15 protein-coding genes are annotated in these 19938 nt (G+C 76.9%); 6 read left to right on the top strand and 9 right to left on the bottom strand.

Annotated features, from left to right (window positions below):
* Positions 1-30 precede the first annotated feature (30 nt).
* The 3 genes from LWC33_RS18310 to LWC33_RS18300 all read right to left on the bottom strand — a co-directional run bounded on the left by LWC33_RS18310 (position 31) and on the right by LWC33_RS18300 (position 5805).
* Positions 31-936, bottom strand: a complete 906-nt coding sequence (locus LWC33_RS18310) for an aldose 1-epimerase family protein (protein WP_233305629.1) — start codon at positions 934-936, stop codon at positions 31-33.
* Between the two features lie 78 nt (positions 937-1014).
* Positions 1015-4533 (bottom strand): AAA family ATPase, encoded by a 3519-nt coding sequence (locus LWC33_RS35635; protein WP_308190961.1) that lies wholly within the window; start codon positions 4531-4533, stop codon positions 1015-1017.
* A 3-nt stretch (positions 4534-4536) separates the two neighbouring features.
* Positions 4537-5805 carry a DNA repair exonuclease gene (locus LWC33_RS18300; RefSeq protein ID WP_233305615.1) on the bottom strand — a complete coding sequence of 423 codons (1269 nt, stop codon included), beginning with the start codon at positions 5803-5805 and terminating at the stop codon, positions 4537-4539.
* 212 nt (positions 5806-6017) lie between these two features.
* Here LWC33_RS18300 and LWC33_RS18295 point away from each other — a divergent pair, with 212 nt between their 5' ends.
* Together LWC33_RS18295 and LWC33_RS18290 are read left to right on the top strand one after the other, a co-directional pair.
* Positions 6018-6299 (top strand): hypothetical protein, encoded by a 282-nt coding sequence (locus LWC33_RS18295; protein WP_233305614.1) that lies wholly within the window; start codon positions 6018-6020, stop codon positions 6297-6299.
* Between the two features lie 202 nt (positions 6300-6501).
* Positions 6502-7164: an RNA polymerase sigma factor gene (locus LWC33_RS18290; RefSeq protein WP_233305613.1), complete on the top strand. Its 663-nt coding sequence runs from the start codon at positions 6502-6504 to the stop codon at positions 7162-7164.
* A gap of 13 nt (positions 7165-7177) precedes the next feature.
* Here the strand turns inward: LWC33_RS18290 and LWC33_RS35630 are convergent, their stop codons facing one another.
* The 3 genes from LWC33_RS35630 to nhaA form a co-directional block, all read right to left on the bottom strand.
* Positions 7178-10237, bottom strand: a complete 3060-nt coding sequence (locus LWC33_RS35630; RefSeq protein WP_308190960.1) for a helix-turn-helix transcriptional regulator — start codon at positions 10235-10237, stop codon at positions 7178-7180.
* A 230-nt stretch (positions 10238-10467) separates the two neighbouring features.
* Positions 10468-11682, bottom strand: coding sequence for an MFS transporter (locus tag LWC33_RS18275; RefSeq protein WP_233305612.1), 1215 nt, complete (start codon positions 11680-11682; stop codon positions 10468-10470).
* A 154-nt stretch (positions 11683-11836) separates the two neighbouring features.
* On the bottom strand, positions 11837-13117 hold the full coding sequence (nhaA, locus tag LWC33_RS18270; RefSeq protein WP_372476625.1) for a Na+/H+ antiporter NhaA: 1281 nt from the start codon (positions 13115-13117) through the stop codon (positions 11837-11839).
* Positions 13118-13264: 147 nt separating this feature from the next.
* Here nhaA and LWC33_RS18265 point away from each other — a divergent pair, with 147 nt between their 5' ends.
* A complete protein-coding gene (locus LWC33_RS18265; RefSeq protein WP_233305610.1) occupies positions 13265-14488 on the top strand; it encodes an ROK family transcriptional regulator in 1224 nt (407 codons plus the stop codon).
* Here LWC33_RS18265 and LWC33_RS18260 read toward each other — a convergent pair.
* Positions 14472-15152, bottom strand: coding sequence for a GNAT family N-acetyltransferase (locus LWC33_RS18260; protein WP_233305628.1), 681 nt, complete (start codon positions 15150-15152; stop codon positions 14472-14474). The two genes, LWC33_RS18265 and LWC33_RS18260, sit on opposite strands and share 17 nt — an antisense overlap.
* A gap of 153 nt (positions 15153-15305) precedes the next feature.
* Here LWC33_RS18260 and galT point away from each other — a divergent pair, with 153 nt between their 5' ends.
* The 3 genes from galT to LWC33_RS18245 are packed head-to-tail and all read left to right on the top strand — an operon-like array spanning position 15306 to position 17931.
* Entirely contained in the window at positions 15306-16445 is a 1140-nt protein-coding gene (galT, locus tag LWC33_RS18255; RefSeq protein WP_372476624.1) for a galactose-1-phosphate uridylyltransferase, read from the top strand.
* Positions 16442-17566 carry a galactokinase gene (gene galK / locus LWC33_RS18250; RefSeq protein ID WP_233305609.1) on the top strand — a complete coding sequence of 375 codons (1125 nt, stop codon included), beginning with the start codon at positions 16442-16444 and terminating at the stop codon, positions 17564-17566. The genes galT and galK overlap by 4 nt, the downstream gene beginning before the upstream one ends.
* The gene (locus LWC33_RS18245; protein ID WP_233305608.1) at positions 17563-17931 is read left to right on the top strand and encodes a YchJ family protein; all 369 of its coding nucleotides are present in this window, start codon (positions 17563-17565) and stop codon (positions 17929-17931) included. The genes galK and LWC33_RS18245 overlap by 4 nt, the downstream gene beginning before the upstream one ends.
* A gap of 59 nt (positions 17932-17990) precedes the next feature.
* Here the strand turns inward: LWC33_RS18245 and LWC33_RS18240 are convergent, their stop codons facing one another.
* Positions 17991-18605: an Rv1733c family protein gene (locus tag LWC33_RS18240; protein ID WP_443719785.1), complete on the bottom strand. Its 615-nt coding sequence runs from the start codon at positions 18603-18605 to the stop codon at positions 17991-17993.
* A gap of 124 nt (positions 18606-18729) precedes the next feature.
* A complete protein-coding gene (locus LWC33_RS18235) occupies positions 18730-19935 on the bottom strand; it encodes a PucR family transcriptional regulator (RefSeq protein ID WP_233305606.1) in 1206 nt (401 codons plus the stop codon).
* Positions 19936-19938 lie beyond the last annotated feature (3 nt).

Below are 19938 nucleotides of genomic sequence, written 5' to 3'. Positions count from 1 at the left end.
GTCGTCGGTGACCGGGACGACCCTAGCCGCTCAGGCCGTGACCGGCCGGACTCCCCAGCGCGCCGTCCACTCCTCGCCGGGGGCGAGGACCGCCAGGTCGGTGCCGGAGTTCAGCGCGTCGGGCGGGCAGGTCATCGGCTCGACGGCGACGCCCCGGCCGTGCCCGGGCATGTCCGGCGGCGTGAAGACCTGCACCCAGCGGAACACCGGCTCGGCCCACAGCTCGACGCCCCGCCCGTCCGGCGCGACCAGGCGGTGCCGGACGAGGTCGTCGCCGTCGGCGGGCGCGCAGTCGCCGAAGGCGGAGTCCAGGTCGACACCCTTGAGCTGCTTCCCGACGCGCAGCGGGGCGTCGGCGGCCAGCGGCTCCAACGGCCCGCTCGGCAGCTGGTCGGCGAGCGGGAGTGCGGCGCGCGCGGCGAGGGTGAGGGTGCAGTCGTCCGTCGGGGTGTCACCGATGCGCAGGTAGGGGTGGAAGCCCAGGCCGAACGGCACCGTGTCGGAGCCGAGGTTGGTGGCGGTCGTGGTGACCGTGAGGCCCTCCTCGGCCACCGCGTAGGTGACCGCGACGCGGACCGGCTGCGGCCAGCCGTTCTGGGGCGGTGCGACGGCCTCGAGGGTGATCGCGGCGTCCGAGCGGTCCGTGGGGCGCCAGAAGGCGTAGCGGAGCAGCCCGTGGATCGCGTTGCCGGCCGCGGGCTCGGTGAGCGCGAGCTGCTGCTCCTTCCCCTGCCAGGTCCAGCGGCCGGCGGCGACCCGGTTCGGCCAGGGCGCCAGCAGCGACCCCGACCCGCGCGGCGGACGGACGCCCTCGGGCTGAGGCTCGGTGTAGTCGACGCCGGCCACGGAGAAGGAGCGCAGGCCCGCCCCGACCTCGTTCACCGCCGCCCGCGCCTCGCCGGACGCGATCGTGAAGTGCTCGCCGCTCGGATCCATCACGGACGCCATCCTGCCGGGTCGGGCAAGGGGGCCGTCCGGTGCATGATCCACCGGGCGCCCCGGGTGCCGCACCGGTCAGGCGGGGTGGGCCAGCGGGAGGGCGACGGGGGCGGGCGCGCCCAGGTCGACGACCGTGACGCCGTCCGCGACGTCGGCGGTGGCCCTCCGGGCCAGGTCGGCCAGGTGCTCGTGGTGGCTGAACAGCAGCACCTGCCAGTCCGCGGCGAGCTCGGCGAGCACGCCGAGGGCGGCCGCGGCGCGGACGTCGTCGAAGGTCATCAGCACGTCGTCGAGCACCACGGGGACGGCCGGCAGCCCGGCGGCCCGGCGCTCGGCCTGCAGCTGGCGGATCCCGGCGAGCCGCAGGGCGAGGAACACCTGGTCGGCCGTGCCCTCGGAGAGCTGGTCGGTGGCGAGCTCCTCCCCGTCCGCCCGGGCGGCGACGAGCGTGCGGGCCTCGCCGCCCGCCGGCCGCAGCCCGGCGAAGCGCCCGGCCGTGAGCCGTTCGAGCAGCCGGCCCGCCTCGTCGAGCAGCGGGGACGAGTGTCGCCGCTCGTAGCTCTCCAGCTCACGGCGCAGTGTCTCGCGCTGCAGGTGGACGATCACGTACCGCTCGGCCGCCTCCGCGGCGCGGGCGAGGTGGCCCTGCGCCTCGGCGTGCAGCACCGCAGCACCGTCGGCGCCCTCCAGCACGCGACGGCGGTCCCGGAGCCCACCGAGCTGCTCCAGGAGCTCCTCGTGCTCCCGTGCGAGGTCCGCGGCGGCGGCGCGGGCGCGCTCGAGCTCGTCGGCGAGCGCGCTCTCCTCGACCGCGTCCGACGCGGCGACCAGCTCGTCCGCGTCGAGATCGGGGGCGGCGGTGCGCAGCAGGGCCAGCGCGGTCGCCTCCTCCTCGCGGATCCGCACCGCCTCCCGGCCCCGCTCGGCCGCAGCCTCCAGGCCGCCCTCCTCGGGCGACGCCGTGAGCCACAGCTCCACCGCCAGCCGGTCGAGCCGCTGCCGCGCCGCCGCCGCCTCGCGGCGGACGCGCCGGGCCTCGGCCTCGGCCTGCTCCGCGGCGGCGTCGACGTGCCGGGCCGAGACCGCGGCGTCCGCGGCCTGCCGCACCCGTTCGACGAGCTCGGGCAGGGCGACGGCCGGGGGCAGCGCGCGGCCGAGGTACCGCTCGGCGAGCGCCGTCACGGCCTTCTCGTGTGCCGAGACCCGCGCGGCCAGCCGCTTGGCCTCCGCGGCCAGCATGCGGCCGTCGGCCTCCGCGTGGACGGCCTCGGCGAGCACCTCCTGCCGGACGCGCCAGCTCGCGGGTCCGGCCCCGGCCGGTCCGCCCGCCGCACGCACGGCGTGCCGCCAGCGCAGGGTCGCCTGGTCGAGGTCGTGGCGGCGGGCGTCGCTCTCCGCGGCCGCCCGCTCGGCGTCGGCCCGCAGGCGGTGCAGGACGGTGCGCCGGTCCCGCGCGGCGTCGGCCTCCGCCTCGAGGTCCTCGGCGGCGCGGAGCAGCGCGTCGAGGTCGGCGCCGGGGCGGGCGCGGCCGGCCCCCTCCAGCGCCGCGGCGAGCGTGGCGGCCTGGGCGGCCTCGTCGGCGGCGAGGTCGGTCGCCCGCGCGGCGGCGTGGTCGCGCTCGGCGAGCGCCTGCCGGGCGGCGAGCAGGCCGTGGCGGACGGTGTCGGCCTCGTCCGGGTGCGGGGCGGGGCAGGCTCCCCACAGCGCGATCCAGCGCTCGCGGGCCTGGGCGCGTGCGGTGGCGGCAGCGCTGGCCGCGCTCTCCGCGGCCGCGTGCTCCTCCTCGGCGGCGGCGACGTCGGCGCGGGCGCGGGTCAGCTCGGCCATCCGGTCCGCGGCGGTGATCATGCCGTCGGCCAGCGCGTCGGCCTCGCGGACCGCGCGCTCCACGGCGAGCGACGCCCGCGCGAGGCCACTCGGGTCGGTCGCCGCGGGGTCGCGGACGGCGGCCAGCAGGGCGTCGACCGCCGCGTCCCGCGCACGGCGGGCCGCGGCGAGGGCCTCGGGATCGGCGGGGGCGCCGGCGGCGACCAGCGCGTCGAGGGTGGCGCGTGCCGTGTCCCGACGGCGGGCGGCGCGGTGCGCCTCGCGGCGCGCCTGCCCGTCCGCCTCCGCGGCCTGCCGCAGGGCGGTGCGGTGCGTGGCGATCCGCGCGGTGGCCGGGGGTTCGGGGACGGGCGGGAGCGGGTCGGCGCTCGTCGGGCCGGCGGTAAGGCGGGTGCCCTCCAGGGCGGTGCGGGCGCGGAGGGCGGCGTCGGCGGCCTCGCGCAGCGCGGACCGGCGCAGGGCGCAGGCCGAACCCTCGGCCAGGACCGAGCGACGCGCCTCGACCACCCGCGCGACCGCCGCCGAGTCGGGTCCGGCCGCGCCCTCCGCGGCATCCCGCGCGGTGCGGCGCGCCTCGCGGTGCTGGTCCGCGGCCCGGTCCGCGGCGGCGGCCACCCGCTCGACCTCGGCCGCCAGGGCGTCGAGGTCCGCCGCCCGGTCGGCCGGGACGGTCAGCGCCTCCAGCCGGCGCCGCACCTCCCGGGGCGGGACGCCCGGCTCGATCCGCTCGAGCAGCTCCTCCGCCCGGCGGGTCCGGTCCGCCGCCTCGGCTCGCAGGGTGCCCAGCCGCTCGGCCTCGGCCTGCCGGGCCTGCCGCTCGCCCGCGAGCCGGTGGATCTGCTCGGCGTCGGCCGTGACGCCCTCGTCGACCCGGATCTCGCCGCGCTCGGCCCGCAGGTCGCGCAGCCGGTCCTCGAGCTCGGCGAGCGTCTCCTCGGCCCGGTCCCGCGCCTCGCGGGCGGTGTCGAACTCGGCGAGCCGCGTGGCGTCGAGCACCACGCCGGAGGCCGCGAGGGCGGCCAGGTCCGCACGCAGCCGCGCCACGTCGCGCGCCGCCGGGTAGGCCCGCACCCGCTGCTGCGCCTCGGCCCCGGCCCGCGCGGCGCTCTCCCGGTCCCGGGCCAGGGCGGCGGCCCGCCGCTCCAGCCGGCCGATCTCCTCGGCCAGCGCCGCGACGTCGCCCGCCCGGGACATCTGCTCGGCGGCCGCGGCGTCGGCGTGCTCGTACGCGGACAGCGCGCGGCGCAGCTCGACCTTCTGGGCGTTGCGGTGCTCCTTGTAGAGGCGGTCCGCCTCCTCGTCGAGCTCCGCGAGGATGGCCCGGACGTCGCGTCCGCTGCGGGCGGTGAAGACCAGCTCGGCCAGCTCGCCGTCGCCCCGGCACAGCCGGGCGCCGCCCTCGCGCAGCGCCTCGTGCCCGAGCCCGAAGCTCTGCTGCCAGGTGCGGCGGGACTGCGCGCCGCCCGGGCCCCAGGGCGCCTCCAGCGGCTCCTCCCCCGGCCCGAACAGCCCGCGGGTGGTGCGACGGACGCTCAGCTCGCCGCCGGACACCGCGATCTCGGCCGCGATCGCGAGCCGGGCCGGCGAGGCCGCATACGCGTGCCGGACGGGGCGCGGGAAGCCCCAGAGCAGGTCGGACACCGCGTCGAGCAGCGTCGACTTGCCCGCCTCGTTCGGCCCCGTGACCAGCGTGAGCCCACGGCCGAGCGCGAGCACCCGGCCCTCGTGGGTGCCGTAGCGCTCGAGGGTGAGCCCGGTGATCCGCACCCGTCAGGCCGCCGATCCCCGCGCGGGGTCGGAACCGGCGAGCCGGGCCCGCAGCTCCTCCTCGGCCCGCCGGGCCAGCTCGGCCAGCCCGGCCGGGTCCCGCAGGTCCAGCCCCGCGCCGCGCAACCGGCGCCCGGCCTCGCGTTCGAGCACGGCGACGAGCTCCCCGGCCCGCTCGGGCTCCTCCACCAGCCTGGAGGCCGCGACGGCGACCGCACCGGCGAGCTCCTCGTCGACCGCGACGACCGCGTCGGCGGAGGCGTCCTCCGCGCGGGGGCTGCGGGTGCGGTTGCGCACCATCTCGACCACGGCCCCGGACTTCTCGGCCACGACGTCGATCTCCGCGCGCAGCCACTCCGCGTCGAGCAGGGCGGGCGCCGCGGGAGTGGGCCCGTCGAGCGTCACCCGGGCCGCGACCGGCCGGGAGCCGGCGGCCAGCCCGATCTCGCGCAGCTCGGCGTCGAGCGCCTCCAGCACCTCGTCGGCGTCGGCACAGGTGCTCGCGTCGAGCCGGACGTGGGTCCAGCGCGCGACGTCGCAGACCTCGTGGCGCAGCTCGGCGCGGGCGCCGGGGACGACCTCGACCACGGTCGCGCCCTTCGCCCCGGGCTCCCGGGGGTGCCGGCCCTGTAGGTTCCCGCTGAACGCGGCGACGTGCTCCCCGTCGTTGACCACGCGGCGGTCGTGCACGTGCCCCAGGGCGAAGTACTCGTAGCGGCAGCGCGCAAGGTCCTCCGGGGTGCAGGGCGCGTACGAGTCGTGTCCCTCCGCGCCCAGTACCGAGGTGTGCAGCAGGCCCACGTTGACCAGGCCGGGAATCCGGTCCGGGTAGGCGGGGACCAGGTTCTCCAGCACCGCGCGGGTGGCGAAGCCCTGGCCGTGCACGGCCAGCCCCACGTCGTCGAGCACCACGGTCTCGGGGCGGTCCGTGGTGAGGCGGTGCACGTTGGGCGGCAGGCGCAGCGAGCGCGTGATCTCGCTCTCCGCGTCGTGGTTGCCGTTGATGAGGAAGACCGGGATCCCCTCGTCGTGCAGCCGGGACATCTGTCGGACGAAGAAGGCGCCGGTGGCGTAGTCCCGCCAGTCCCCGTCGTACACGTCGCCGGCGAGCAGCAGCGCGTCGGCCCGCTCGGTCACCGTGAGGTCGACGAGGTTCTCGCAGGCCCGGCGGGTGGCCCGGCGCAACGTGTCGGCGAGGTCGGAGTCCCCGAGCCGGGACAGGCCCAGCAACGGGCTGTCCAGGTGCAGGTCGGCGGCGTGGACCAGGCGCACTCGCAGAACCTCCAGACGGGCGAACTACACGCGTGCGATTCGCGCTGCGCCGAGAGTACAACCGGGGCCCGACAATCCCGGGACGTGCGCGACGCCACCCCGGACGACCTGGGGATCACGGTCCCCGCGTGCCAGAATCGGGCAAATCAGCGTCCGATCCAGCCTCGTCTCAGCGCCGACCCGGGGCCCTGCCCCGAGCCCTGGGAGGCGAGTTGCAGATCCACCTGTGCGAGCGGTGCTACGCGCCGATCGACACCGCTCGCGAGCGCTACACCACCCTCGCCCACATCGACCGCGTGCTGCCCGACGGCACCATCGCGTGGGTCCGCTCCGCCCTGCACGCCGAGGCGTGCGGCGAGCCGGCCCGTGAGCGGTCCGCCGCCGAGCCGCCGGACACCGGTGAGTGGGACGCGAGCCGCCGCGGGCACTCCCCGGCCGCCGCGGCGCACGCGGCCCGCCGGACCGCACCGAAGGGCGTGCGCACCTCGCGCTGACCGTCCCCCGGTAGGGTCCTCCCCCGGCCGGCGACCGGCCCACCCACGGGTGGCGGGGGTGGTCCCCCGCGGAAATAGGGGGGTCGTCGCGACCCTCCTAGGGGGTTGTCCAGACGCGCGGGAGGCCGTCCGGACGGAAGTCTCTGAGGGGTCATCAGCGAGCCGGTGCCCCGGCCGCGCAGGACCCCCCTCGGAGGCATCCATGCGCACCCCCGTCCCACCCCCGTCCGGCACCGGCGCGCCCGTCCCCACCACGGCCGCCGGATCCTCGGGCCAGGAGCTGCTGGACCGGATCGCCGCCGGCGAGCCGATCGCCTGGCGCGAGGTGGTCGACCGCTACGAGCGGCTCGTCCGGTCCCGGGTCCGCGGCTTCCGGCTGCAGCCCGCCGACGCCGACGACGCCGTCTCCGCCACCTGGCTGCGCCTCGCGCAGAACGCCCACCGCATCCAGGACGCCGACCGGCTCCCGGGCTGGCTCTCGACCGTCGCCGGTCGCGAGTGCCTGCGCATCCTCGACCGCTCCGCACACGCCGGCGTGCCCGTCGAGGACGCCGGCGCGACGGTCCCGGAGACCACCCCCGGACCCGAGCAGCGCGCGCTCGACGCCGACATCGCCCGCGAGCTGCGTGCGCTGATCGCGGACCTGCCTCGGCGGCGCCGGCTGCTCATCGCCGCGCTCTTCGGCGAGGACACCTGGAGCTACGAGCGGATCAGCCGGGTCACCGGCATCCCCACCGGGTCGATCGGCCCCACCCGGGCCCGCGCCCTGGACCAGCTGCGCCGGCTCGCGGTGGAGCGGGGCCTGGGGGCCGCCGCCCGCCCGGTCGTGCGGGGACTCGCCCCCGCCGGCACCGCCACGGGCTGAGCGGCACCACGCGTCAGGGGGTCGGGTGCGGTTCGGTCGGGGCGGCGCGCAGGTAGACCGCCCCGGCCTGCACCCGGCTGCGGACGCCGAGCTTGGCCAGCAGGTGCGTCACGTGGATGCCGACCGTCTTCTCACTGATGAACAGGCGCTGTGCGATCTCCCGGTTGGTGTGCCCGGCCGCGATCTCCGCGAGCACCTCCGTCTCCCGCGGGGTCAGCGAGGCGAGCACGTCCCGACGGCTCGGCCGGGACGCGGCGACCCGCGGCGCGGCCGGACGCGCGTCCTCTGAACCCGGGACGGGCGCCGGGACGGCGGGGACGGCAGCCCGCTCCGGCTCGACGACCAGGTCCGGGAGCCGGATCCGCGCCCGTCTGCCGAGGTCGCGGACCTCCTCCAGGAACGGCCGGGCCCCGAGCTGCGTCGCGATGTGGTGTGCCTCGGCGAGCGCCTCCGCGGCGGCCTTGCTCCGGGTGCGCCGCGCGAGCAGCGCCTCGGCCCGGCGCAGCTGCCCGTAGGCCACGTTGTAGGGCTGGTCCCGGCGCCGCCACTGTGCGGCCACCTCGCCCCAGAGCTCGGGATCGGAGTCGCCGTCGGCGCGGGTCACCTCGGCGTCGCACATCTGCGCGAACACCCTGACCAGGCCGCCGACCATCGGCACCGCCCGTCGGGCCCGGTCGTGCAGCCCGGTGCCGGACTCCCGGAGCCGATGGACGACCTCGCCGGCCGGCGGGGGCCGGTCCAACCGGACGGTCTCGGCGTGGGCGCGCAGCCCGTGCCAGATCAGCGGGGCCTCGAGCCAGACGTCGTCGTGCCCGGTCTCGAGCGCGTCGAGCCCGGCGACCGTGTGTCCCACGGCCTGCTCGGGCCGCCCGAGGAACATGTCCAGCCCGGCCCGCAGGGTGAGCAGCGGGACGCGGTAGCGGGCGCCGACGGTGTCGTGGGCCAGCATCGCGACCGCGTCGAGGTCCTCGGCGGCCCCGGAGAGGTCGCCGCGCCCGACCCGCATCCGGCCGCGGGACAGCCGGATGTCCAGCGCCTCGCTGCCCGACGGCCGGGCCCGGAAGGCCTGGTCGATCACCTCGACGGCCTCGTCCCACCGCCCGCAGCGGAACTGCCCGTTGGCGGCGAGCGCGAGCAGCCGCACGCCGTGCGTGCGGCCCAGCCCCAGCTCGGTCAGCCGTTCCGCGCCGGCCAGGGCCAGGTCGATGCCCTCGGACAGGGCGTTGAGCGGCCCGGAGAGGAGCTCGGCCCGGCGGTGGTAGGCGCTGCCGAGCACCGCGGGGGACCCGCTCGCCTCGGCCACGCGCAGCCCCTCGGCGAGGGCGGCCGCGCCGGCCTGGGTGTCCTCCAGGTACGCGAGGCTGAAGCCGAGCGTCACGAGCACACGCGCCTGCTCGTCGAGCGTGCCGGCGTGCCGCGCCGCCTCCAGCGCGCGGGTGGCCTCGTCACGGGCGTCGGCGAACCGGCCCGCGGCCTGCAGCGCCTCCGCGTGCCCGGCGAGCAGCGCGACGTGCGCCTCCCCGCCCAGCCGCAGCGCCTCCCGGTAGGCGCCCTCGGCCTCGACGCCCCGGCCCGCCGCCAGCAGGTAGTCGCCGAGCCGGGCGACGAGCGTGGCCCGTTGCGGATCGGCGGGGGCGGTGAGCCCGATCCGTTCCTGCAGCACACTGACGGCGGCGTCGTGCTCCCCCGCCAGGTGCGCGGCCTCGGCCGCACGCTCCAGGCTGGCCGGCCGGTCCAGACCGACCGAGACGACGGGTTCGGGTGCCGGCCGGGCCGGTGTGGAGGTCCGCCCGGCGACCAGGTCGGCGACCCGGCGCCAGTGCCGGTAGGCGTCGGCGTAGCCGTGCACGCGCTCGGCCGCGCTCGCGGCGTCGGCAGCGGCGGTGAGGGCCCGTGCGTCGTCGCCCGCCCGGTCCCAGTGGTGGGCGAGCAGCGCCGCGACGGCCGACCGGTCGCCGCCCGCGGTCAGCTCGGCGAGCGCCGCGGCGTACCGGCGGTGCAGGTCGCGGCGCTCGGCGGGCAGCAGGTCCGCGGAGACGACGTCGACGGCCAGGCCGTGCCGCAGCCGGTAGCCGTCGTCGCCGCCCTCGGCGCCGGGCCCGTCGAGCACGACCGAGCCCTCCTCGACGACGTGCCGGACGGCGGTGAGCAGCCGATCCGGCGGCAGCCCGGTGACCAGCTGGGCGAGCTCGTGCGAGACGGCGCCCTCGGCGACCGACAGCGCCCGGACGACCGTGCGGGCGTCCTCCGGCAGCGCCCGCACCCGCCCGAGCACGAGGTCGCGCAAGGTGCCCGAGACCGCCATCGGGTCACGGTCGCGCAGCGCGCGCACGGTCTCCTCGGCGATGAACGCGTTGCCCCGGGAGCGCTGCCACACCAGCTCGACCGGGTCCTCGACGTCCGTGTCCGGAAGCGGCGCACGCGCCACCAGCTCGGCGATCGCCCCGCGGTCGAGCGGGCCGAGGGACAGCCCGCGCACCCGCGGGTGCCGGCGCAGCCCGCCGAGACCGAGCTCGTCGAGCCCGGGCGAGCCGCCGCCCTCGCGGTGCGTGACGACGACGAGCAGCCGGGCGTCGAGCATGATCGCCGTGAGGTAGGCGAGCAGGTCGCGGGTGGCGCGGTCGGCCCACTGGACGTCCTCGACGACGAACAGGACCGGCCGGTCGGCGGCGAGCCCGAGCAGGACCCGTCCGGCCGCGTCGAGGTGGTGCGGGACGGCCTGGACCGCGGCGCCGGGCGCGGGCGGCAGCAGCCCGAGGGCCTCCAGCTCCCCCCGCCACGGCTCGACGATCGCGCGGCCGGCGGGTTCGCGGGCCAGCGTCCGTACGGCGAGGGTGAGCGGCAGCAGCGGCGGGCTCTCCCCCACGTCGACCGCGGCCCCGGCGAGCACGACGGCTCCGGCCCGTCCGGCCCGGTCGACCAGCTCGGCGACCAGCCGGGACTTCCCGACCCCCGCCTCCCCGGAGACGAGTGCGACCCCCGGCGTGCCCGCGCGGGCCGCCTCGAACAGCTCGGCAAGGGACCGCAGCTCGTCGGTACGTCCGATCAGCGGCGGACGGGCCGGGGCGGTCACTCTGCGCACGGTATTCAGCCCGGGCCTCCTGGTCCAGCAGGTCGACCCGCCCGAGGCGCGGCCGGGCCGCGGGGACCCGACGGGCCGGGGCGGACGCAGACACGGGCCCCCCGACCCGCTTCTGCGCCACCCCCACGGCCCCGGCCCGGCGGCACCCTCCCCCACGCCGGGAAAGAGCAGGGCGGGCCGCCGCCGGATACACGCGACCGGAAAGAGATCCGGAGAAGTTCTCAGACGGTGCGGCGGGACGCCGCCAGACCCGCCGTGAACAGCACCAGGACCGACGCGAACACCACGAGGAGCGGCCCGGACCACCCGCCGGTCGCCTCGTGCACCGCGCCCACGACCGACGGTCCGGTCGCCGCGATCGTGTAGCCGCCGCCCTGGACCAGCGCGGACATCCGTCGGTTCTCGGTCAGGTCCCGGGCCCGGCGCACGACCAGGGAGAAGATGACGGTGATCCCGCCGCCCTGGGCGGCCCCGCCCAGCGCGCACCACACCGCCCAGCCGTGCGGGGCCAGCAGCAGGCCGAGCGGCAGCGCCGCCCAGGCCACGGAGACCACGGCGACGACGGTCCGGGGCGAGGGGCACAGCCGCAGCAGCACGGGGACGCCGAAGGCCCCGACGACCGCCGCGATCTGGAAGATCGAGGAGCTGACGCCGGCCGCGGTCTCGCTCATCCCGAGCCGGTCACCGAGCAGCAGCGGCAGCCAGGCCGTGACGCCGTAGTAGGCGAAGGCCTGCCCGGCGAACGCGATCATGAGACCCCACACCACGGGGCGCCGCCACCACACGGGCCCGGCCACCGGCGCCTCGCCGGCCGACCGCTCGGCGGGTGCGTCCGCGAGCGAGCGGGTGGCCCACCACCACACCCCGGCGGCGACCACCACCAGCAGGCCCCACGACGCCAACGCGAACCGCCAGTCCGACGCGCCCGCGATCGGGACGGTCAGCGACAGGGTGATCATCGAGCCGATGTTGAGCGCGGCCGTGTACATCCCGAGCACGGCGCCCGCCTGCCGCGGCAGGTCGCGGCCGATGACCACCGGCACCGCCACGTTGCCGACGGTGATGGCCGCGCCGATGAGCAGGGTGCCGGCGATCGCGGCCGGCAGCCCGTCGAGCGACCGCACGACGGTCCCCGCGAGCAGCACACCCAGGGCGACCAGCACCCCGCGGGCCAGCCCGGTGCGCGCGAGCAGCGCCGACGCGAGCGGCGTGGCCAGCCCGAAGCAGAGGACGGGGAGGCTGGTGAGCAGGCCGGCCGTGCCGGCGTCGATCCCCAGGTCGGCGCGGATCGCCCCGGTGACCGGCGAGACGGCGACGATCGGGCCGCGCAGGTTCAGCGCGAGCAGCAGGATCGCGGCGACGAGGAGGGCGGGAGCGAGGGTCCGGGGTGGTGCTGCGGCGGAGGAGGGGGCGTGGGTTTCGTCCGTGGCGGTCACTGGTTTCATCTTTGCAGTGCGAAACTGTGGCGTCACGTGGTCGTGAGCGAGGGAACTGGCGTGGCCGCCGTGGACGAGACGCACGACACGGTCGCGGTGGTGGGCCCCGGGGCGATCGGGACGGCGCTGGCCGCACGGCTCGGGCTCGGTCGACTCAGTCGTCCCGCCGCTGGTAGACGTCCGGGACCCCGTCGGCGTCCGTGTCGATCGCCTCCTCTGCCTCCATGCGCCGGTACCGGGCGTTGCGGATGCGCAGGATCACCGTGGCGACCAGCGCCGAGAGCAGCGAGCCGGTCAGCACACCGATCTTGACCTCGTCGTCGATCGCCGAGCCCGGGCCGAAGGCCAGCTCCCCGATCAGCAGCGAGACGGTGAACCCGATCCCGGCGAGCACCGCCAGGCCGAGGACGTCCCACCAGCTGAGCCCCTCGGCGAGCTGCGCCCGGGTGAACCGCTGGACCGCCCACGTCGCACCGAGCACCCCGAGGGTCTTCCCCACGACCAGGCCGAGGATCGCGCCGAGCGCGACCGGGTGCAGGAAGGCGTCGAGGCCGGCGTCGACCACGGGCACCCCGGCGGCGAAGAAGGCGAAGACCGGCACGGCGACCCCCGCCGAGAGCGGCCGGAACCGGTGCTCGAAGTGCTCGGCCAGCCCCGGCCCGGGTCCCTCGGTCCGGCGCACCACCGGCACCGCGAACCCGAGCAGCACCCCGGCGACCGTGGAGTGCACCCCGGAGGCGTGTACCAGCCCCCACGTGAGGACGGCGAGCGGCAGCAGCAGCCACCACGACCGGACGCGACGCTGGACCAGCACCGTGAACACCGCGAGCGGGACCAGGGCCAGCAGCAGTGGCAGCGGGTGCAGGTCGTCCGTGTAGAAGATCGCGATGATCGTGATGGCCAGCAGGTCGTCGACGACCGCGAGGGTGAGCAGGAAGGTCCGCAGCGCCGACGGGAGGTGCGTGGAGATCACCGCGAGGACGGCCAGGGCGAAGGCGATGTCCGTGGCGGTCGGGATGGCCCAGCCCACGGCGGTCCCGCTGCCCGCGTTCAGCGCGGTGAAGATCACGGCCGGCACGATCATCCCGCCGACGGCCGCGGCCACCGGCAGCGCCGCGCGGCGCGGATCGCGCAGGTCCCCGGCCACGAACTCGCGCTTGAGCTCGAGCCCCGCCACGAAGAAGAAGATCGCGAGCAGCCCGTCGGCCGACCAGGCGGCGAGCGTGAGGTCCAGGTGCAGCGCGGCCGGCCCGACCGTGATCGCGCCGAGCGCGGCATAGGCCTCGCGCCACGGCGAGTTCGCCCAGGCCAGCGCGACGACGGCGGCACCGACCAGCAGCAGGCCACCCACGGTCTCGGTGCGGAGCAGGTCGCCGATGCGGCGGGCCTCGGGCCACGTTCCCCGGTCGAACAGGCGGGCGGGACGGCTCACGATGGTTGGCCTCTCGATGCGCGGGCAGGGCAGGACCGACGCCGACCAGACTTCCCGGCACACCGGGAGGTCACCCTACGGCACGGCTTGCGCACACGAAAAGCGAAAATGTGGCATCTTCGGTATCGACGCAGGTGAGGAGGCCCCGTCATGACCGGTGCCGGCATCGGGTCCGCCCGTGGCCGCAGGCCCACGTCCGCCCCGGCCACCGCGGGCGAGATCTTCGCGCTCATCCGCCAGGGTGCCGTCGCCACCCGGACCGAGATCGGCCGGGCGACCGGGCTGTCCCGGACCGCGGTGGCCGCGCGGGTGGACCGGCTGCTGAAGGAGGGCCTGGTCACCGAGGTGCAGGGCGGCGCCGCGACGGGGGGCAGGCCCGCCGCCCGCCTGGCCTTCCACACGGCCGGGGGCAAAGTGCTGGCCGCGTCCGTCGGCGTCAGCCGGACCTCGCTCGCCGTCTGCGACCTCGCGGGGACCGTGCTGGCCCAGGACTCCCTGCGGATGCGGGTGCGCACCGGGCCGGAGACCGTGATGGAGGCGGTCGGCGAGCGGCTCGCCCGGCTGCTCGGGGAGACCGGCAGCGACCCGGCCCAGGTGCGCGGCATCGGGCTGTCGATCCCCGGCACCGTGGACTCGGTCGCCGGCTGCAGCATCGGCGTCCCGGTCCTGCCGGGCTGGGCCGAGGTCAAGCTCCCGCCGCTGCTCACCGACCGGTTCCCGGTGCCCGTGCGGGTGGACAACGACGTGAACGTCATGGCCATCGCCGAGCAGCACGCCCATCCCGGCATCGACGACCTGCTGGTGGTGAAGGTCTCCACCGGGATCGGCGCCGCCGTGGTGAGCGGCGGCACGCTCCAACGGGGCGCCCGCGGGTCGGCCGGCGAGATCGGCCACACCCAGATCTCGGACGGGCCCGGCACGCCCTGCCACTGCGGCAACGTCGACTGTCTGGAGATCCTGGCCAGCGGCACCGCGCTCATCCGGGACCTCACCGCGCGCGGACGCACCGTCGACACCGTGTCCGGCGTCGTGGACCTGGTCCGCGGCGGCGACGCCGAGGCCGTCCGGCTGGTCCGCACCGCGGGCCGGCGGATCGGCGAGGTCCTGGCCTCGGCCGTCAACCTGCTCAATCCGGCGGTGATCACCGTGGGCGGCGACCTCGTCGGCGCCTACGAGCCCTTGGTCGCCGGCATCCGGGAGTCGGTGTTCAGGCGGTCGGTCGCCACCGCCACCCAGACGCTGCGGGTCGAGCCGGGCGCGCTGGCCGGGCGCAGCGGCGTCACCGGCTGCGCGATCCTCGTGCTGGACCAGGTGCTGTCCCCCTCGGCGGTGGACGACGTCCTGGCCCAGCACGACCTCACCCCGCCGGACTGACCGCCGGGGCCCGGTAGCCGATGAACTCCAGCTCGCGCGAGACCGTGAAGCCGAGGTGCTCGTAGAGCCGGATGGCGGTGACGTTCGTGGCCGCGGCGTGCAGGAAGGGGCGCTCACCGCGCCCGCGGATCACGGCGCCGACGGCCCGGACGAGGCGGGCGGCCAGGCCCTGCCCGCGTGCGGCGGGATCGGTGCAGACCGCGGAGATCTCGGTGCCCCCGGGCACCCGCATGCGCTCCCCCGCCATCGCGACCAGCGCGCCGTCGCGGCGGATGCCGAGATAGGTGCCGAGCTGGATCGTCCGGGGCAGGAACGGCCCCGGCTTCGTCCGGGCGACCAGGTCCAGCATCTCCGGCACGTCGGCGGGCCCGAGGCGCACGGCCTCCGGGTCCGGGGCGACCTCCAGCGCGTCCCCGGTCATCTGCACCCCGGGCAGGTCCATCCCGGTCTCCCAGCCCGCGGGCGCCTCCCGCCGCGGGCCGGCCAGCACCGCCGAGCCGCCGGGCCCGCTCAGCGCGGCGAGGTCCGCCCAGTCCGCGGCGGTGGGGTCGAGCGGCAGCCCGGCGAACGGGGTGACGTCCGGCTGGTAGCGACCCGCGCGGCCGCGCAGGTCGGCGAACTCGCGGTGCCGCCCGGTGAGGGCGGTGAGGACGGGGTTGGCCAGCGGGTCGGTCGGAGCGTCGGGCCGGGGGCCGGGCTGGAGGTCGGACAGGCGATCGGGGGACGGGAGAGCCACGAGATCCATCCTGCCCCGCCCGCGGGGTATAGCGTTCCGACGGCTCGCAGGAACCGGCACGACCAGGTTGGAGCATCCTCCGTGACGCAGGCACCGCCCCCCGCCGTCGTCGGCGGCACGACCGTCCACCGCACCCGAGGCAGGCTGTCCGACGGTCGGGAGGTCCTGTGGTACGACACCGCGCCGGGCCGGGTGGCCGGCACGGACGAGCGCGGCCTGCCCGAGGTGCACACGGTCTCGCAGATCCGGTACGACGAGCTGCTCGACGAGTGGGTGGCGATCGCGAGCCACCGGCAGACGCGCACGTTCCAGCCCTCCGGCGGCGCCGACCAGTGCCCGCTGTGCCCGACGATCCCGGGCCGCGCCACCGAGGTGCCCACCCCGGACTACGAGACCGTGGTGTTCGAGAACCGCTTCCCGTCCTTCTCCGGCGGGGTGGGCCGGGCGGAGGTCGTCTGCTTCACCAGCGACCACGACGGCCGCTTCGGCGCGCTGCCGCCCGACCGCGTGCGGCTCGTGATCGACACGCTGGCCGACCGCACCGCCGAGCTCTCCGCCCGCCCGGACGTCGAGCAGGTGTTCCCCTTCGAGAACCGCGGCGAGGAGATCGGGGTGACCCTCGCCCACCCGCACGGGCAGATCTACGGCTACCCGTTCGTCACGCCGCGGACCCGCCAGCAGCTCGAGTCCGCCCGCCGGTACCGCACGCGCACCCGCGGCAACCTCTACGCCGACATCCTCGAGCGGGAGCGCACCGAGCGCGAGCGCGTCGTGACCGAGACCGAGCACTGGACCGCGTTCGTGCCGAAGGCCGCGCGGTGGCCCGTCGAGGTGCACCTCTACCCGCACCGGGACGCGAAGGACCTGCCCGAGCTCACCGACGCCGAACGCACCGACCTCGCCACGATCTGGCTCGACGTGCTGGGCCGGCTGGAGCTCTTCCACGGCCGCCCGCTCCCCTACATCGCGGCCTGGCACCAGGCCCCGGTGCGCACCGACCGGGACCTCGCCTGGCTGCACCTGGAGCTGTTCTCGATCCTGCGCGCGCCGAACAAGCTGAAGTTCCTGGCCGGGTCCGAGTCGGGCATGGGCGTGTTCATCAACGACACCACGCCCGAGGACGTCGCCGCCAAGCTGCGCGAGCTGGGCACCGGGAAGGACGGCACCGGGAAGGACGGCGCCGGAAAGGACCGCACAGGGACCGACGGGGCCGGGGCATGAACGTCGCCGCGCGGTTCGCCGAGGCCTACGGTCGCGAGCCGGCCGGGGTGTGGGCGGCGCCCGGCCGGGTGAACCTGATCGGCGAGCACACCGACTACAACGACGGTTTCGTGCTGCCGCTGGCGCTGGACCGGCGGACCCTCGTCGCTGCGGAGCTCGCACAGGGGCCCACCACCGTGCGGTCCTCCAGGGAGGCCGATCCCGTCACGTTCGCGGCGGCGACGGTCGCGCCGGGCGACGTCGACGGCTGGGCCGCCTACGTCGCCGGGGTGGTGTGGGCGTTTCGGCAGGCAGGGCTGCCCGTCGCCGACCTCGACCTGTTCGTCGCGGGCGACGTCCCGGTCGGGGCCGGGCTGTCGTCGTCGGCGTCGCTGGAGTGCGCCGTCGCGGTGGCGCTGGCCGAGCTGACGGTCACCGCCCTGGACCTCACCGAGGTCGCGCACCTCGCCCGCCGCGCCGAGAACGAGTTCGTGGGCGCGCCCACGGGCGGCATGGACCAGATGGCGGCGATGCACGGCGTCGCCGACCGGCTGGTCTTCCTCGACACGCGGACCGACCACGTCGAGCTGATCCCGTTCGCGCTGGCCACCCACGGCCTGCGGCTGCTGGTGATCGACTCCCGGGCCCCGCACCAGCTGGTCGACGGCCAGTACGGCGCGCGGCGCGCCGACTGCGCGAAGGCGGCGGAGCTGCTCGGGGTGCCGGCGTTGCGCGACGCGACGGCCGCGCAGGTCGAGGCCCTCTCCGACGAGCGGCTGCGTCGGCGGGCGCGGCATGTGGTGACCGAGGACGACCGCGTGCTCGAGGTCGTCGACCGGCTGCGCGGCAACAGCGACCCGCGGGCGATCGGGCCGCTGCTGTCGGCCTCGCACGCGTCGATGCGGGACGACTTCGAGATCACCGTGCCGCATGTCGACGTCGCCGCCGCGGTGGCCGAGGAGGCGGGTGCGCACGGCGCCCGGATGACCGGCGGCGGCTTCGGCGGGTGCGTGATCGCGCTGGTCGACGCCGAGGCCGGCGACCGGATCGCCGCGGCCGTCGCCGCCGCCTACGCGGAGCGGGGCTGGGAGGCGCCGGTCGTCTTCGACGCCGTGGCCGCCGACGGTGCGGGCCGCGCGTGACGCCCTGTCCGTGCGGGTCCGGCGAGCCCTACGGGGCCTGCTGCGGGCGCTTCCACGCCGGCGAACGGGCGGCGACGGCCGAGCAGCTGATGCGCAGCCGGTTCGCCGCCTTCGCCCTGCGCGACGAGGCGTACCTGCGCCGGACCTGGCACCGCTCGACGCGGCCGCGCCGGCTGGAGCTCGACCCGGCGGTGGAGTGGACGCGGCTGGAGATCGTGGACCGGGAGGCGGGCGGCCCGCTCGACTCCGACGGGATCGTCGAGTTCCGGGCCCATCACCGGATCGGCGGGCGCGTAGGCGTGCAGGCGGAGCGCAGCCGCTTCGTGCGGGAGGGCGGGGCCTGGTTCTACCTCACGGCGGAGTAGCGGTGGTCGGCGGCGCACGAGGCCGTACAGAGGCGGCGCCGTAGCGGCCGACCCCGGGCTCAGCGGCCGGACCAGAGCGGCTCGTAGAGCGCCCACTCGCGCGCCCACGCGGCGTGGTTGCGGGCCGCGCACCGGGCGCGGACGAGGGCGCGCACGCCGAGCAGCACCAGCGCCCCGACCAGGAGCACCAGCACCCCGCCGACGACGGCGGTGACCCCGGCCTGCAGCGCGTCGACCGGCGGCGGCGCGATGGCCCCGCTGCTGCGGTCCACCCACACCGGCACGGTGGACCCGGCGGGCTGGGAACCCAGGACGGGCACGGCCCCGGTGCGCGGGGTGCCGTCGGCCGCGGTCCAGGTGGCCGGGGCGGTGACCTGCGTGGTGCCGGAGGCGGCGTCCATGCCCATCGCGCCGTCGACGGGCTGGAGCAGCGTCGCATCGACCGAGACCCGGTCGACCGCGTCGGCGCGGGCCTGCTCCATGCCGTTGGTGTGCAGCTGCAGCCCGGTCAGCACCGCGACCGCGACGAGGACGAGGACGAGCACGCCCAGGACCCAGGAGACCACCGACTCCACGCGGTCCGTCGCCCGTCGGGGAATCCGGTCGGCGCCTACCGCGGAATACGGGTGCGGCCGGTCCGAATGATCCGAATTCCCTGGCCGGTGGGGTTGCACGTCTCGGGTCCTCTCCACGTCGGTACCTCCACGGTGCTACCCGACGACGGAGTCCGGCAACGCGGGTGAGACCCACTCGGCCGTGGGATCAATCACCCCGGGGAAGCAGGCCGTCACCGACCGTTCACCGAAGGTCCTCGGCCTCCGGCGGCCGCGGGGCGCCCCAGGCGAGGGCCAGGAGGAGCCGCGAGCGGTTCTCCGGGTCGTCGAGCTGGGGCCCGAAGAGCTCGTGCAGCCGCGCCAGGCGGTAGCGCACCGTCTGCGGGTGGACGTGCAGCTCGGCGGCCATGGCCTGCCGGTCACCCAGGTGGCGCAGGTAGGCGGAGAGGGTCTCGCACAGCCGTTCGCGGGAGGCCGGCGCGGAGCCCTCGAGCGGGCGCAGCACCTGGGCCCGCAGCACCTCCAGCAGCCGGGAGTCGCGGTGCACGATGATCGCGTCGAGGTGCTCCTCGGCGAAGACGGGGTCCTCGGGCAGCACCCCGGTGCGCTGCAGCCGGGCCGCCACCTCGGCGATGTGCAGGCTGGCCGGGAGCCGATCCGGCGTCACCGTGGGCCCGACGACCGCGTGGGTGCCGCGCAGCATCCCCGCCAGCCGCAGCCGCCGCCCGCTCTGGGCCGGGTCCGGCACGATCGCGCCGGACAGCCGGGCGCGGTTGATCAGCAGCGACGCGGGGTCGAACCGGGAGAGCACGCCGTGCCCCAGCACGCTGTCGTCCTGCACCAGGACGACGGCGACCTCCTGCGGCACCTGCCAGCCCGCGCGGGCGGCGGCGGCCTGCACGGCACCCTCGGTCGCCCGGTCGGAGAGCAGCAGCTCCACCAGCTCCTCGCGCAGCCGCTCGCGGGCGACCGCGGCCTCCGACTGCTCCAGCACGAAGCCGTGCGCCGCCGACGACGACAGCCGGTCGACGAACGCGAACACGCCCTCGGCCAGGCCCGCCAGCAGCGCCGGCTCCAGGTGCAGCTCCACGGCCACCACGGCGACGTGCCGCCAGAACACCCGCGCCCCGAGCTGGAACGCCGACAGCAGCGTCGAGACGTCCCGGCCCTCCCGCCACTGCGTGCGGCCGATCTCCTCGAACAGCTCCTGCTCGCCGAAGCCGGACGAGTACTCCCCGGGGAGGGCCGGGCCGGCGTCGAGCTCGCTGCTCGCCGCGACCAGCCGGTACAACGCGTGGTGGGCCGCCGCCGCGACCTCCGTGCGATTCACGTCGACGAACCGGGCGTAATCGGGCCATTCGGTCAACAATGCCGCGCTGACCTCCTCCAGCACGGCCGGGACGCGCGCCAGAAGGGCTTCGACGAGGTCGTCCGTTCCGGCGTTCGACATCTC

Source organism: Pseudonocardia terrae, assembly GCF_021343995.1.
GTDB lineage: Bacteria > Actinomycetota > Actinomycetes > Mycobacteriales > Pseudonocardiaceae > Pseudonocardia > Pseudonocardia terrae.
Note: the sequence above shows the minus strand (reverse complement) of the source record. Positions and strands in the feature narration are given on the sequence as shown.

Coding starts and splice junctions, on each gene's coding strand:
- LWC33_RS18310 (WP_233305629.1), bottom strand. CDS start 936: ATGGATCCGAGCGGCGAGCACTTCACGATCGCGTCCGGCGAGGCGCGG.
- LWC33_RS18290 (WP_233305613.1), top strand. CDS start 6,502: ATGCGCACCCCCGTCCCACCCCCGTCCGGCACCGGCGCGCCCGTCCCC.
- LWC33_RS18265 (WP_233305610.1), top strand. CDS start 13,265: ATGACCGGTGCCGGCATCGGGTCCGCCCGTGGCCGCAGGCCCACGTCC.
- galK (WP_233305609.1), top strand. CDS start 16,442: ATGAACGTCGCCGCGCGGTTCGCCGAGGCCTACGGTCGCGAGCCGGCC.
- LWC33_RS18235 (WP_233305606.1), bottom strand. CDS start 19,935: ATGTCGAACGCCGGAACGGACGACCTCGTCGAAGCCCTTCTGGCGCGC.